Annotated in this window: 10 protein-coding genes; 4 read left to right on the forward strand and 6 right to left on the reverse strand. The window is 68.5% G+C overall.

Annotated elements, in window-relative coordinates; translation table 11 throughout:
* Nucleotides 1–71 precede the first annotated feature (71 nt).
* From ACIA58_RS04335 to ACIA58_RS04345, 3 genes are all read left to right on the forward strand, one after another.
* On the forward strand, nt 72–932 hold the full coding sequence (locus ACIA58_RS04335; protein ID WP_396402151.1) for an alpha/beta fold hydrolase: 861 nt from the start codon (nt 72–74) through the stop codon (nt 930–932).
* A gap of 130 nt (nt 933–1062) precedes the next feature.
* Complete coding sequence (locus tag ACIA58_RS04340) at nt 1063–1434, forward strand: FKBP-type peptidyl-prolyl cis-trans isomerase (RefSeq protein WP_396402152.1); 372 nt, start codon at nt 1063–1065, stop codon at nt 1432–1434.
* Between the two features lie 112 nt (nt 1435–1546).
* Nucleotides 1547–2191 (forward strand): hypothetical protein, encoded by a 645-nt coding sequence (locus tag ACIA58_RS04345; RefSeq protein ID WP_396402153.1) that lies wholly within the window; start codon nt 1547–1549, stop codon nt 2189–2191.
* Here ACIA58_RS04345 and ACIA58_RS04350 read toward each other — a convergent pair.
* The 5 genes from ACIA58_RS04350 to ACIA58_RS04370 all read right to left on the reverse strand — a co-directional run bounded on the left by ACIA58_RS04350 (nt 2148) and on the right by ACIA58_RS04370 (nt 11495).
* Nucleotides 2148–7178, reverse strand: a complete 5031-nt coding sequence (locus ACIA58_RS04350; protein ID WP_396402154.1) for an AAA domain-containing protein — start codon at nt 7176–7178, stop codon at nt 2148–2150. The genes ACIA58_RS04345 and ACIA58_RS04350 overlap by 44 nt on opposite strands.
* Nucleotides 7175–8326: a M48 family metalloprotease gene (locus ACIA58_RS04355; RefSeq protein ID WP_396402155.1), complete on the reverse strand. Its 1152-nt coding sequence runs from the start codon at nt 8324–8326 to the stop codon at nt 7175–7177. Before ACIA58_RS04355 ends, ACIA58_RS04350 begins: the two co-directional genes overlap by 4 nt.
* A 137-nt stretch (nt 8327–8463) precedes the next feature.
* Nucleotides 8464–9384 (reverse strand): ABC transporter ATP-binding protein, encoded by a 921-nt coding sequence (locus ACIA58_RS04360; RefSeq protein ID WP_396402156.1) that lies wholly within the window; start codon nt 9382–9384, stop codon nt 8464–8466.
* Nucleotides 9385–9387: 3 nt separating this feature from the next.
* On the reverse strand, nt 9388–10425 hold the full coding sequence (locus ACIA58_RS04365; RefSeq protein WP_396402157.1) for a FecCD family ABC transporter permease: 1038 nt from the start codon (nt 10423–10425) through the stop codon (nt 9388–9390).
* Nucleotides 10422–11495 carry a FecCD family ABC transporter permease gene (locus ACIA58_RS04370; protein WP_396402158.1) on the reverse strand — a complete coding sequence of 358 codons (1074 nt, stop codon included), beginning with the start codon at nt 11493–11495 and terminating at the stop codon, nt 10422–10424. Before ACIA58_RS04370 ends, ACIA58_RS04365 begins: the two co-directional genes overlap by 4 nt.
* A 150-nt stretch (nt 11496–11645) precedes the next feature.
* Here ACIA58_RS04370 and ACIA58_RS04375 point away from each other — a divergent pair, with 150 nt between their 5' ends.
* Nucleotides 11646–12452 carry a siderophore-interacting protein gene (locus tag ACIA58_RS04375; RefSeq protein WP_396402159.1) on the forward strand — a complete coding sequence of 269 codons (807 nt, stop codon included), beginning with the start codon at nt 11646–11648 and terminating at the stop codon, nt 12450–12452.
* Nucleotides 12453–12504: 52 nt separating this feature from the next.
* Here the strand turns inward: ACIA58_RS04375 and ACIA58_RS04380 are convergent, their stop codons facing one another.
* On the reverse strand, nt 12505–13701 hold the full coding sequence (locus tag ACIA58_RS04380; RefSeq protein WP_396402160.1) for an alginate lyase family protein: 1197 nt from the start codon (nt 13699–13701) through the stop codon (nt 12505–12507).
* Nucleotides 13702–13732 lie beyond the last annotated feature (31 nt).

The following is a 13732-nucleotide window of genomic DNA, read 5'->3' on the forward strand; positions in this document are numbered from 1 at the left end:
TGAGTTCCTGTTCCGCGCAGCCGGAGCGGTCTAGGCTCTCGATCACGAGACCGACCGCTTGAGGAGCTGTGATGCCAGAGCCTGTGACCCAGACGCTCGACGTGCCCGGAGCCACGCTGACGTACGACGTTCGCGGCGACCTTGCGAACCGGCCGGTGCTGCTGGTCATCGGCTCGCCGATGGCGGCCAGCGGTTTCGTGACCCTGGCCTCGCATTTCGCCGACCGCACCGTGATCACCTACGACCCGCGCGGCGTGGAGCGGAGCGTGCGGACCGGCGACCTCGGCGAGCTGTCCCCGGACGATCACGCCGCCGACCTGGCCGCGCTGATCGAGCACCTCGACGCGGGCCCGGTCGACATCTTCGCCAGCAGCGGCGGCGCGGTCAACGCGTTGGCCCTCACCGCGAAGCGCCCCGACCTGATCAACACCCTGGTTGCCCACGAGCCGCCGCTGGCCGCGATCCTCCCCGACGGCGAGCGTGCCCTGGCCGCGGTCGAGGACATGTATGCGACGTACCAGCGCGACGGCATGGGCGCCGGGATGGCCAAGTTCATCGCCTTCGTCGGGTACGACGGCGAGGTCCCCGCCGACTACACCCAGCAGCCCGCGCCGGACCCGGCCATGTTCGGCCTGCCGACCGAGGACGACGGCTCCCGCAACGACGCCCTCCTCGGGCAGAACCTTCGCGGCTGTACGTCGTACCAGCCGGACTTCGACGCGCTGGCCAAGGCGAAGGAGCGGATCGTCCTCGGTGTCGGCGAAGAGTCGGCGAACCAGCTGGCCGCCCGTGGCGGCAAGGCCGTGGCCGAGAAGCTGGGGCTGGACCCGGTCGTGTTCCCGAGCGGCCACGGCGGCTTCCTCGGCAACGAGTACGGTCAGCCCGGCAAGCCGGAGGAGTTCGCCACCACCTTGCGCCAGATCCTCGGCTGATCGCACCCGGAGGACACAACCGGTCGCAAGCTCGCAACCGGTTGTGTCCGGCGTTCCGCTAACAGCGGAACAAGGCTGACATGGAGGGTCCAGGACTCGACGCCACCGACGGGTCTGCTTAGCTGGTGGCATGACTGACAAGCCAGAGATCGACTTTCCGGACGGGCCGCCCCCGGCGGATCTCGAGATCACCGACATCACCGTTGGCGACGGCGACGAGGCGAAGGCCGGTTCGCGGGTCAACGTGCACTACGTGGGCGTGGCCCACTCGACCGGCGAGGAGTTCGACGCGTCGTACAACCGCGGCGCCCCGCTGGCGTTCCAGCTCGGCGTCGGCCAGGTCATCCAGGGCTGGGACACCGGCGTCCAGGGCATGAAGGTCGGTGGCCGCCGCAAGCTGGTCATCCCGCCGCACCTGGGGTACGGCGACCGCGGCGCCGGCAGCGCGATCAAGCCGGGCGAAACCCTGATCTTCGTCGTGGACCTCGTCAGCGTCAGCTGATCCGAGCGCTGTCCGGGACCCCCGCGCCTCCGTCACAATGACGGAGATCGCGGGGGTTCTTCGCGTAGTTGTACTCATCCGCCTCGCCCAGCGGCCCGATTGACTGGGAGGTATGACGACGATGGCTGTGACCACGATCCCCGGCACCCGGGCGAACTGGCTGCGGTACGCCGCCCTGGCCGCGAAGGTGCTGCTCTTCGCATTGTTGCTCTCGGCCCTGATCTGGCCGGACCTGAGCGGGATCAAGGGCAAGGCGTCGACCGCCCGCCTGGTGGTGTACCCGATCGGCGCGATGGTGCTCCCGCTGTGGTGGTGGGCCTACGGTCGTACCCGCAGCAAACTCCACCGCGCCTTCCCGTGGCACGCGGACCTGTTGATGACGCTGCCGTGGCTGATCGACCTGATCGGCAACCGGCTGAACCTGTTCGACACCGTCGACTGGTGGGACGACGCGATGCACTTCGTCCTCTGGGGCTTCCTCACCGCCGGAGTGCTGCTCGCGTTCGCACCTCGCGGCCTGTCCCGAGGTCTCACCGCGTTCGTCGCCCTCGGCTTCGGCGCCACCGCCGCGGTCGTCTGGGAGTTGGGCGAGTACGTCGCCTTCGTTCGCAACTCCCCCGAACTGCAGACGGCGTACACCGACACCCTCGGCGATCTCGCCCTCGGCACCCTCGGCGCTCTGCTGGCCGGCCTGGTCGTCTACCAGGCCCGCATCAGTCTGCTGGACGGTGGAGTGCGTCGATCAGATGCGAGGTGACCTTCTCCGGTGAGCGAGTCCAGTCGGTCGTGAGGACGTGATGGACTCGCCAGCCGGTGGTCGTGAGAGCGCTGGGGTGAGTGGTGAGGCGCTCCAGGAGCGTGTCGGCGGCGACTCGGTCAGGCGTGTCCACGAGTACTGCGAGGCGGTGGCCGGTGTCCCCGGGCAACTTCAGCGCAAGATCGCAGCGGAAGACCGACTCCCCGACGGCAGTGTCCACCTCGACCCCGCGCGCTTCGAGCGACTCGGCGAGCTGCTCGATCACCGCACTTGAGCGCGCGGAAGGCGCGGCGGCCTTGACGGCGTACGGCGTGAGGGCGGCCTTCGCGGCGGCGTGGTCGCCCCGGGAGATCGCGGCGGCGTACGCGAGGAAGCGGCGTAGCGTGTTGGCGCCGTCGTTGTAGGTGTTGGTGATCGCCTCGGGTTCGATGCTGCTGACGATCACCATGTGTTCGCGGGCGCGGCTGAAGATGACGTTCAGGCGTTTCTCTCCGCCGGAGGTGTTGATCGGGCCGAAGTTCATCAGCATCCGGCCGTCCGGGCCGGCGCCGTAGCAGACGCTCATCAGGATGATGTCGCGCTCGTCGCCCTGCACGTTCTCGAGGTTCTTCACGAACAGGCCGGCGTCCTGCTCGCCGTGCGTGCGCACCTGCTCCGCCTCGTACAGCGCCGCGAACTGAGGGTCCGCCTCGGCCAACTCGTCGAGCGCCCGCTCGATCTCGCCCTGCTGGGCTTCGGAGAACGCAACGATGCCCAGACTCTTCCCCGTCTGCCGGATCAAAGTCTCCCGCACCAACGCGGCGATCCACCGCGCCTCGGCCGGATTGGTACGCCGCACGTACACCCCGTCGACGAGCCGCACCGCCGTGATGCTCCCGGCGAGCATGTTGTCACAGACGTCGGACACCATCGGCGAGTCCGACCGCACCGTCCACGGCGGCGCCGCATGGGGTGGCAGCCGATCCGGCACCGTCGCGAGCTTGCCCTGATAGAACGCCGAGTTGCTGAACGAGATCAGCGCCTCGGACCGACTCCGGTAGTGCCACGTGAGCATCGTCGATGCCAGCCGCAGCGCGCTGATCGAGAGGAAGCTGTCCTCGGTCAGCGCGATCCCGACCTGCTCGGCTGCCTCGTCCTCGACGTCCAGCTCTTCATCGGACGTGCGCACCCGGAAGTACTGCGTCGGCGGGAGCTGCATCTGGTCGCCGACGACGATCACCTGCGGCGCGCGGTGCAGCGCCGGGATCGCCTCCTCCACCGGGATCTGACTGGCCTCGTCGTACACCACCACGTCGAATGAAGTTGTCAGCGGCAACGTTTCGGAGACCGACGAAGGGCTCATCAGCCAGACAGGCCGAAGCATCGACACCACTTCACCTGGTGCGCCGGAGGCGAGGTCGCGGATCGACCGGTACCGCATGACCTTGCCGAACTCGTGCTCCAGCTCACGCCGGCCGGATGCGAAAGCCTTCTTCCGCTCGCGGTCCTCAGGCGACATCCCGGTCACACTCTGCTCGGAGTGCGCGACCTCGGCGAGGAAACGGCGACGGACCTGGGCAGTCACCACTTGGGCGTTGAGCTCGGTGAGATCGTCATACACCATGCTCAGTTCGCCGACGATCGCGTCGACTCTCGTCGACGAGAGCTGCAAGGGCGCGGCGGTGCGGACGCGCTCCCATTCGGCGGCGCAGACGGCGTACTCGAGCTGGTCGGGTGAGGCGTCCAGCCGGCGAACGGCGGTGAGGACGGACGGTGGAGCACCGGCGAGCTCGCGGAGCTTGGGGCCGACCGCGCGTACGACGGCGCTCTCCGCGACGAGCCGATCGGCCAAGTCGCGGACGCCGTCGACCGTCAGCGTGTCCCAGTGGTCGGCGAGCAGGTCCTGGGTGGATTCCTCGGCCTCGTCGAGGGCGTCGGCCAGGCGGGAGAGCTCGGCCGGGGCGCCGTCTCGCAGTACGAATCGCCAGTCGGGGACGGTCTTGCGGGCGGCGGCCAGTTGGTCGATCAGCTCGCGTGGGTCGTCGACGAACCAGTCCCGGCGCGTCTGCTCGGCGTGTTCTTCGACGGCGGCCGATGCGGAGTGCGCGGCCACCAGGTCGGTGAGGGTGTCGGTGACGGAAGGTTGGACGGCGCGGTTGCCGGCGTCGAAGCGGGTGTGAACGAGGTTCTTCACCCGGCGCCAATCGCCGCTGAGGAAGGAGAGGATGCCGCCTTCCTTGCTCTGAGCAACCTTCAGTGCGGAGCGTGCGTCGGCCGGGGACAGCGGCTCGGTCCAGCCGGCGGCGTCCTTCCAAGCCGCACGCTCAGCCGCCGCCAACCGCTTCCGCTCGTCACCAGCAGCCGCCAGCTCACGAGCCTGTGCGGACCGCGGAACGATCGCCTCGACCCGATCCACCGCCGCCAACGGCTCGACCAACCGCCCGAGGCCGGCCAGCGCCCGCGCCTGTCGCACACTCAGACCGACGGATTCGCCCGAGCCCGCGACACCACCTGACGTGTCCAACCCAGCCAAGGTGTTCGCCACCACGTCCCACCTCGCGCGGAGCTCACGCGCGGCAGCGGTCACATCGGCGCCGTCCCACCGCTCTGTCGCAAGGAACGCCAGCGAACTGCGAGCCAGCACTCCACCAGTAGACGGATCCGCTGAGGCCAACTCCCGCGCAACCTCCCGAACCACATCCCGCGCCGCCCACCACTCCTCGACCCCCGGCACAACCTCACCTTCAGGAGACCACGCGAAGTCGTGCAGCTCCGCCAGCCGGTTGATGAGGTCGCGGAGCGGCGGAGCGCCCGCAGTCAGTTGGTGTTCGAAGGCGTCGACCGTGGACAGGAGGCGGCCGACACGGGCGATCAAGTCCGCGCGGCGTACAGCTAGGGCATCCAGGTCGTCCTCAGCAGCCAGCCACGACTCGTACGTCTCCCGCAGCCCATGCACGAATGCCTTCTTGTCCCCCTGCGAGTCATGGATGAGCGCACACAACCCGTCCAGCCGCCGGCTGGCCAACCGGGCGTGCACGACGTCCAACGCCGCCCGCTTCTGGCAGACGAAGAGCACCCGCTTCCCGCGCGCCACGAAGTCCGCGATCAGGTTCGTGATCGTCTGCGACTTCCCCGTCCCCGGCGGCCCTTGGATCACGAAGCTCTCGCCTCGCCGAGCCCGGGCGATCGCCGCCACCTGCGAACCATCGGCAGGCACGACGAGGTGCCGATCGGCCGGAGCCAGCTCCGGCGGAGTGCTGCCGATCGGTCGCGGCCGGTCCGAGAACAGCTGCTCGAACGACGCCGCCGACTCCCCACTCGTCAGCAGTTCGTCGTAGTCGCGAACCAGCCCCAGCGTGCGGTAATTGAAGTTCGCCAGAGAGACCGCGCACAGGTCGACGTCCCACGAGTACGGCCCGCCGTCGGTGTCGAGCGAGTACACATCGGTCTCGAGCGCCCGCGCCGGCCGTGGCGACTCCCCCAGCGCGATCCCCAACGGCAACGCCTGCTCCGCGATCTGCGCCCGGTAGATCTGCACGCCCAGCGGCTGGTAGTCCGTACGCCGGTACGAATACGGGTACTGCTTCCCGCCGAACCCGGTGGCCACGGTCCCGCGCCGCCGCCGGTTGTACGTCCGCAGCCGCGTCATCGCCCGCTGCCGGACCAGATCGATCCGCGGCTTCTCCCGCAGATGCAGTTGCAGCCCGGGCTCGGTCGCCTGGATCTCCTTCGCCAGCCGCTCGTGCAGCCCACGCAACGCACCAGGCGAAGACAGGTCGATGGTCTCCGGCAGGGCGATCCCGTACAGGATCCGCAAGCTGTGCCGCAGCGTCGGATTGACCTCGGCGATCGGATCGGTGACGCGCAACGTGTACGAATCCCGCACACCGCGCTTCCGCGTCAGCTCGACCTTCGCCAGCACCAACGGCGAGGCGATCCGCGTATCGCGGTCGTTCTTCAAGTCGTGCCACCGCAGGAACGCCGGCACCAGCCGCAGCTGATCCTGCCCGTAGTCGGCCCGGTCGCGACGAGCCGTCGAGATCAGCTTGTCCAACGTGTTCGCGGCGTACGGCGCCTCGTCGTACCTGATCCACTTCCCCAGCGGCTGCGCCTTCTTCAGCAGGTCACCCGCGAGCTCGTCCCGCCACGTGAACAGCTGCTCCGAGCGGATCGTCCGTACGTCGAGCATCAGCGGCACCGACACCTCGGTGAGGTTCAGCGTCTGCGCGGTCGGCCGGAAGTTGATCAGCCGGTTGCGCCGCGACAGGTCGAACAGCCTGTCCCGCAACGCGCCGAGCACCGCCGTACGCCGGTCGGCCGCGCCGCGCACGATCGCCTCGACGTCGAAGTCCAGCGGCTGTTCGCGGTAGTTCTCGAGCTGTTCGATCAACGAGTGCAGGTCCTGCGCGCGCCGGTGCCGGTCCGGCTCGATCATCTGCGCGGCGACCGACACGATCACCGGATGCAGATCCGGGTCGAGCCGATACAAGTTGCCTCGGGCGTCGATCAGGGTGGCGACGTCCGCGGTCCGGGACAGATCGAGGCCGCAGCCGAGCGCGAGCAGCAGCTGGCCGAGGCTGAAGATGTCGGTGAGCTGGTCGTGGTGACCGACCACGTGCTCCCAGCTCTGCCAGCCGGCCACCAACGTCGGCGCCGTGATCGCGTCCGGCACCGCCTCGGGCACGACGGTCGCCTCCCGGCCGCCACTCTCCCCCAGGTCGAGCTCGGCCTGCCGGTGCGCGACCACCTCGACAGCCGTCGGGCGCTTGCCCTGCCGCGCATCGATCTCGGCCGGCGCCCGCGTCGGCCGACCGGCCTCCGAAGCGTCGAAGCCGAGCCGGTTCTGCTCGTCGACGACGATGCGATCCAGACCACGCAGCGGCGCGACCAACCCGCGCTCGTGGACAGCCGCCGTCTCGTGGAACAGCGGCAGCACAGCCGCGAGTAGGGCGTCGTTGCCCAGGCCACCCTGAGAGACGGCCAGCGCGACGAGATCCTCCGCGCTCATCCGATCACCTCCGAAGCCCGTACAAATCTCGCGCGCTGTTTGTCGCTCCACCCAAGCTCGTCGTCCGCGACATCGACGTACCCGGGCAGGCCTGATCGCCGCGCAAGGGCCAGCGACGCGATCAGCCCGGCGTCGCCAGCATCCGGATCGGCCGTCGCGAGATCGAGCAGCAAGTAACACAGGTACCGCTTCGTCGCCTTCGTCAGCGGTCTCGGTCGCGGCATCGGCGCCCCATCCACCGGACGCACTGTCAACGGCTCGTCGAACCGCACAGTTCCCGCTGCCACACCAGGAGCATCCGCGAACCCGGCAGCCGCTGTCGCAACCGCATCCGTCCGCAGGCCCTCGGTCTGCGCGATCACAGCGGCAAAGTCGCGGCTCAGCTCGCGCAACAGCACGGCGTCGAGCAGGTCCGGCGCGTCCACGTCGAGCGGCCCGGTCACCAGCTCCTCGACGTACTCACCCTCGACCCAGTTCTTCAGCGCCCAGGCACGCCCGACCGCCTCAGGATGCGTGGTCCCGCGACTCCCTGAGCGTAGATCCAGTGACTCCGCCTGCCGCAGGTACGCGGCGGGGTCTGCTGTACTCAGCCCCGTCTCCAGCTTCAGCAGTGCGCGGATCGTCGTACTCAGGTCACCGCAAGCCGTCAGCGCACCCCGATCGGCGAACAGCTCGGTCGCGAGCGACCACCGCCGATGCGTCTCGAGGTAATGCGAAGGTGTCCGCGCGTCGCCCGCCGCAGCGTCGAGCAGCCTGTCGACGGCGAGGTACCCACCGTCCTCGGCCTCCCACAACAGCCGGTGCGCGAGCTCATGCCCGATCACCGCCGTCAGCTCGTCCTCGTCCAGCCGATCGAGCAACGGCCCCTGGAACAGGATGACTGGCTCGGCCTGGTGAAGGTACGCCGCGTTCGGCTCGCCGCTCACCTGGAAGTACTCGACCTCCGCCACCACCCCGAGCGCCTCCGCCGCGCGACGCCCGGCCCGGTGCACGACGGGGTGCGCGTCCTCCTCCAGACGGTACGCGTTCCGCAACAGTGCGTCGCCGAGATCGCCCTCCGGCCCGCCGTGCAACGCCGCCCACGCGCGCTCGTCCTGACGGCGCACAACCGCCAGGACGGACTGGTGATACCCGAGCACGGACAACATGGCCGCCACCATAACCACCCCGACCGACGAAAAGGTGCTAAGGACAGGAGGTAGTCCGTACAGGGCCCGACCAGCACGCCTGAGCCGGGCGACGAGCAGCGCCCATCACCCGATTACCTCCTGTCCTTATGCCCTGATCAGTCGGGTGTTGGACGGCAGATGCCGTTGGCCGCGGCGCTGGCGGCCAGGGCCGCGGCCGCAAGGTTTCCGGACGGGGAATCCGCTGTGTCGGTTCGATCCGTTCGGGTGGTGTGCCGGCCGATCGGCACCACCATCGGGGTGCCGGCAACGGGGTCGGGAACGACCTTGACGGCCAGACCGAAGATGTCGTGCACGACCTCTTCGCTGATCACGTCCTGAGGGTTGCCTTCGGCAACGATAGCCCCGTCCTTCATCGCGATCAGGTGGTCGCCGAACCGGCAGGCCTGGTTGAGGTCGTGCAGCACGAGCACGATCGTCCGGTCGTCGGACTTGTTCAGGTCGACGAGCAGATCGAGCACCTCGAACTGGTGCGTCAGGTCCAGGAACGTCGTCGGCTCGTCCAGCAGCAGGATGTCGGTCTCCTGCGCCAGCGCCATCGCGATCCAGACCCGCTGCCGCTGACCACCGGACAGCTCGTCGATCGGCCGGTCCGCGATCGACAGTACGTCGGTCGACGTCATCGCGTCCGCGACCGCCTCGTCGTCGGTCTTCGACCACTGCCGGATCCACCGCGTCCGCGGGTACCGCCCGCGCCCGACCAGGTCGGCGACCGTGATCCCCTCCGGCGCGGTCGGCGACTGCGGCAGCAGACCGAGCTTGGTCGCCACCTCGCGCGTCGGGATCTGCTGGATGCTCTTGCCGTCCAGCAGAACGGTGCCGCGCGACGGCTTCAGCAACCGCGCCAGCGTCTTCAGCAGCGTCGACTTGCCGCACGCGTTGGCGCCGACGATCACCGTGATCTTCCCGGTCGGGATCCGCACCGACAGGTCGTGGATGATCTCCCGCTGGTCGTACCCGACCGCAAGACCGTCGGCAGCCAAGCTGTGTGGTGTCACAGGTTCCACAGAGTTCTCCATCTCTCAGCCACCACTTCCGACGCTGTTGGCCCGGGCCAGCAGGAACATCAGGTACGGCGCACCCACCACGCCGGTCACCACCCCGACCGGCAGCTGCGTGTCCCCGAACGCGTGCTGTGCAACAAGATCCGACAACGCGACGACCAGCGCCCCGAGCAGCCCGGACGCGATCATCGCCGGCCCCGGCGACCGGGTCAGACGCCGCGCGATCGGCGGCGCGACGAACGCGACGAACCCGATCGGCCCCGCCGCCGAGGTCGCCACCGCGGCGAGCAGTACGGCGATCACGATCAGCCCGAGCCGCGACACCTCCACCCGCAACCCCAGCCCGTACGCCGTCTCGTCGCCCAGCTGCAGGATCCGCAGCTGATGCACGAGAAACACCATGAACGGCAGCAGTACGACGAACGTGATCGCCAGCGACCGTACGTTTGACCAGTCCCGCCCGTTCAGGCTCCCGGTCAGCCAGATCAGCGCCTGCTGAGCGATCTCCACCCGCGCCTTGGTCAGCAGGTACGACGTGATGCTGGTCGCGATCGCACCGATCCCGATGCCGATCAGGATCAGCCGGTAACTGGACACCCCGTGCCGCCAGGCGAGCACGTACATGAGGAACGCCGTCAGCACCGCACCGACGATCGCGGACGCCGACACCGCGACCCCGGTCAGGCCGAGCGTCACGATCGCGAACACCGCGAACGCGCTCGCGCCGTACGTCACACCGATGATGTCCGGGCTGGCCAGCGGGTTGCGGGCGATGCTCTGGAAGATCGCGCCGGACAGACCCAGCGCCGTACCGACGAGCAGGCCGGTGAGTGCCCTGGGCAACCGAAGGGTGTTGACGATGAACTCGGTCGCGTGGTCGCCGCCGCCGAACAACGTCTTCACCACGTCGATCACCGGGATCTTGAAGTCCCCGAGCGACAACGAGACGCAGAAGGTCGCGAACACCACAACGGAAAGCACGACGATGACAATGAGCGAACGGGTCTGCCGGGCAGCGCGGGCCCGGGCGATGATCTGAACCGCTTCGGCCGTCACAGGTCTGCCAGCTTCCTGCGGCGTACCAAGACGATGAAGAACGGTGCACCGAGGACCGCGGTCACGATGCCCACCTGCAGCTCGCCGGGCTGGGCGACGACCCGGCCGATCACGTCGGAACCGAGCAGAAGGATCGGAGCGAGCAGCATCGAGTACGGCAGGATCCATCGGTAGTCCGGACCGGTCACCAGCCGCGCCACATGCGGGATGGTCAGCCCGACGAACCCGATCGGCCCGGCCGCCGCGGTCGCCGCGCCACACAACAGTACGACGACCACCGCGACGAACAACCGCGCCAGACCGACGCGCTGCCCGAGCGACTTGGCTACGTCGTCCCCGAGCGACAGCGCGTTCAGCACCCGCCCGCAGAACAGCGACAGCACGATCCCGATCACGATGAACGGCGCTACCTGTTCCGCGACGTCCGGACCGCGGCCGGCGAACGACCCGACCGACCAGAACCGGAACTGGTCGAAAGTGTCGACGTCGCCGATCAGCAGGGCCGTCGTCAACGACCCGAGCATCGCCGTCAGCGCCGCGCCGGCAAGCGCAAGCTTCACCGGCGTCGCGCCCTCCCGCCCCAGCGAGCCGAGGAAATACACCGCCACGGACGCTGCCGCCGCGCCGGCGAACGCGAGCCAGACGTAGGCCGTCAGCGTCGACAACCCGAACCAGTAGATGCCCCCGACAACGAACAACGCGGCGCCGCCGTTCACGCCGAGGATGCCGGGATCGGCCAGCGGGTTCCGGGTCACGCCCTGCATCAACGCACCGGACAGCCCGAGTGCGGCGCCGACCATCAGACCGATCAGCGTCCGCGGCACCCGCAGCGACCTGACGATCACGTGATCGGTGTTCGACTCGTTGTAGTGGCGCAGGGCATCGATCACCGTGGACAGCGGGATCTGCTTCGACCCGATCGCGATGCTGAGCAGACACACCAGCACCAGCAGGACGACGCAGCCGATCAGCCCGGCGACGAGCGTGGTCCGCTTGGCCCGGCGTCGTGGACGCGGGGAAGCGGCTGCCACGTCGGGGTCGGCGGAGGCGACAGCACTAGGCGGGGGCATTGGACTTTCGGGATCCTCTTAGGTAAGGCTAACCTCTAGGCTCTTCACCATAACCCGGCCGCCGTCAGGTGCGCACCCGAGCCTCCCCCTGCGAAGTTTCCTGACCGGGGCAGTTGGGCGGACATAGAGACGAGAGAGTGAAACCACAGTATGACGACTGTGCTCGAGCGACCGATCGAGTTCGATTCGCTCCTGGCCACTGTGGGGGCCGTCGAGGACCTGAGCCCGCATCTGCGTCGCGTGACGTTCGTCGCACCGCGGATCGCGGACGCGGTCACAGCCGGCCCTGATCAGCGGATCAAGGTCCTGCTCGCCCCGCCGAACGGGACCGCGATCAAGCTGCCGTCAGGCCCCGAGTGGTACGCCGAATGGTGCGCGCAACCCGTCGACGAGCGTTTCATCATGCGGACGTACACCGTGCGCGCGCTCCGGCCGGAGGTGGCCGAGCTGGACGTCGAGTTCGTCCTGCACGGCGTGAACGGGCCGGCGTCGGCGTGGGTGAGCGAGGCGCAGCCGGGTGACGAGGTCGGTCTGCTGCTGCCGTTCGCGGTCGACACCACGAGCACCAAGGGTCTGCTGCACTCGGGCGTCGACTACGTGCCGCCGGCGACCAGCGTGCGCCGGATCCTGGTCGCGGACGAGACCGCGCTTCCGGCGGTCGCCGGCATCCTCGAGGAGCTCCCGGCCGGAGTACATGCCACCGTGTTCATCGCCGTACCGGATGCTGCTGACATGCGACCGCTGCCAGGTGACGCCGACATCACCTGGGTCACGGACGGATCGTTGCTGGAGGCGCTCAAGTCGGCGGCACTGCCGTTCGACCCGGACTACGCCTGGGTCGCCGGTGAGTCCTCGATGATCAAGTCGGTGCGCCGTCACCTGGTCAACGTCGTCGGGATGCCGAAGGCCGCGATCTCCTTCCAGGGCTACTGGAAGCGCGGCGAAGCCCACTGCTGAAGGATCCGGGAGAGCCGAAGGGGAGAAGCTCAGCCCTCCCGGAAGTCTTCTGCTAGGACGGGTTCTCCGCGTGGGTCAGCGTCTCCCACGCGACGAACAGGTTGTTCGAACCCGCCGGGCGGCGGGACTCGGTGATCGCCTGGGTGTTCGTCATCGCGATCCCCAGCCGGGTGTGCAGTGCGTTGAAGCCGACCTCGGTGATCGGGCCGAGGCCGCGATTCACCGTGCCCTTGCAGAGCCAGGACGGCACCGGCTCGAGGTTGCGCTCCCAACGGGACTGGAACCCGAGCGCCTGGCGAAGCCGCTCACCGAACTCCGGGTACATGTCGATGCCCTGGATCCGGGCGGTCTCCAGCACATGTGAGATCGACGAGATGCCGTAGCCGGTGTGGGTGAAGTCGCGGCAGGTCTCCTGAGTCAAGCCTGTCACGAACGTCCCCTGGCCCTGCCAGTAGCTGACGATCTTGTCGCGGGTGTTGAGGTTCTGGCTCGGCACCGTCTTCGGCAGCGCGCCGTCGGACTCCAGGTACACGTACGCCGGTACGCGCAGCCGGTACAGCGCGATCGCCTTGTCGTAGATGGTCTTGTCCTCCAGGAACACACCCATGCCCTGGAGGGCCTCGGTCATGCTCAACTCCCAGTTCCCGTTGGAGTTGGAGCCGTTGATGATCTCGGGAACGTAGACGTTGCGCAGCATGGTGGCGAAGCGGCCCGAGTTCGGCCAGTTGCCGTACACGTGCTTGATGATCTCCGCGGCCTTCGGCCACGAGGAGGCCGACCACGCCGTCTGCAGCGGTGCGTTGCTGTTGGTGTGGTCCTTGATCGTGGCCGACCACGCGTCCATCAACTGGATCGACTTCTGCGCGTAGCGGTCGTCACGGGTCAGGTACCAGAGCAGAGCGTCCGTGTACGCCGCGATGGCGTCCTGGCGCTCGTCGGTACAGCCGAGGTTCGGGTTCGAGTACGGGCCGCACTCCACGACCGCACGTGGTTTCGGCGTACGGGACAGGGATGCGTACGTGCTGCTCTTGGCCTGGTTGAACGCGCTGGTCCACGGCTGCGCGCCGGCCTGCACCTTGGCCCGGACGAAGTCGAGCTGAGCAACGCTCACGCCGACACCGGGATGGGTGAACGCGGCCGGCGCGTCTTCGCGCGCCGGCGCGTTCGAGGACGCGACTGCAGGGCTGCTGAGGGTCCCGGCAACCAGCGCAGCACAGGCTGCGGCCAGGACCAGAGGTTTCTTTCTCATGGCGGTGTCCTGTCTTTCGGGGCGGTGGACA

It is taken from the genome of Kribbella sp. NPDC051586, assembly GCF_044453965.1.
In the GTDB taxonomy this organism is placed as follows: domain Bacteria; phylum Actinomycetota; class Actinomycetes; order Propionibacteriales; family Kribbellaceae; genus Kribbella.

Bases quoted from the DNA above. Each gene is read 5' to 3' on its own strand.
- ACIA58_RS04335 (WP_396402151.1), top strand. From the start codon at position 72: ATGCCAGAGCCTGTGACCCAGACGCTCGACGTGCCCGGAGCCACGCTG.
- ACIA58_RS04340 (WP_396402152.1), top strand. From the start codon at position 1,063: ATGACTGACAAGCCAGAGATCGACTTTCCGGACGGGCCGCCCCCGGCG.
- ACIA58_RS04345 (WP_396402153.1), top strand. From the start codon at position 1,547: ATGACGACGATGGCTGTGACCACGATCCCCGGCACCCGGGCGAACTGG.
- ACIA58_RS04350 (WP_396402154.1), bottom strand. From the start codon at position 7,178: ATGAGCGCGGAGGATCTCGTCGCGCTGGCCGTCTCTCAGGGTGGCCTG.
- ACIA58_RS04355 (WP_396402155.1), bottom strand. From the start codon at position 8,326: ATGTTGTCCGTGCTCGGGTATCACCAGTCCGTCCTGGCGGTTGTGCGC.
- ACIA58_RS04360 (WP_396402156.1), bottom strand. From the start codon at position 9,384: ATGGAGAACTCTGTGGAACCTGTGACACCACACAGCTTGGCTGCCGAC.
- ACIA58_RS04370 (WP_396402158.1), bottom strand. From the start codon at position 11,495: ATGCCCCCGCCTAGTGCTGTCGCCTCCGCCGACCCCGACGTGGCAGCC.
- ACIA58_RS04375 (WP_396402159.1), top strand. From the start codon at position 11,646: ATGACGACTGTGCTCGAGCGACCGATCGAGTTCGATTCGCTCCTGGCC.
- ACIA58_RS04380 (WP_396402160.1), bottom strand. From the start codon at position 13,701: ATGAGAAAGAAACCTCTGGTCCTGGCCGCAGCCTGTGCTGCGCTGGTT.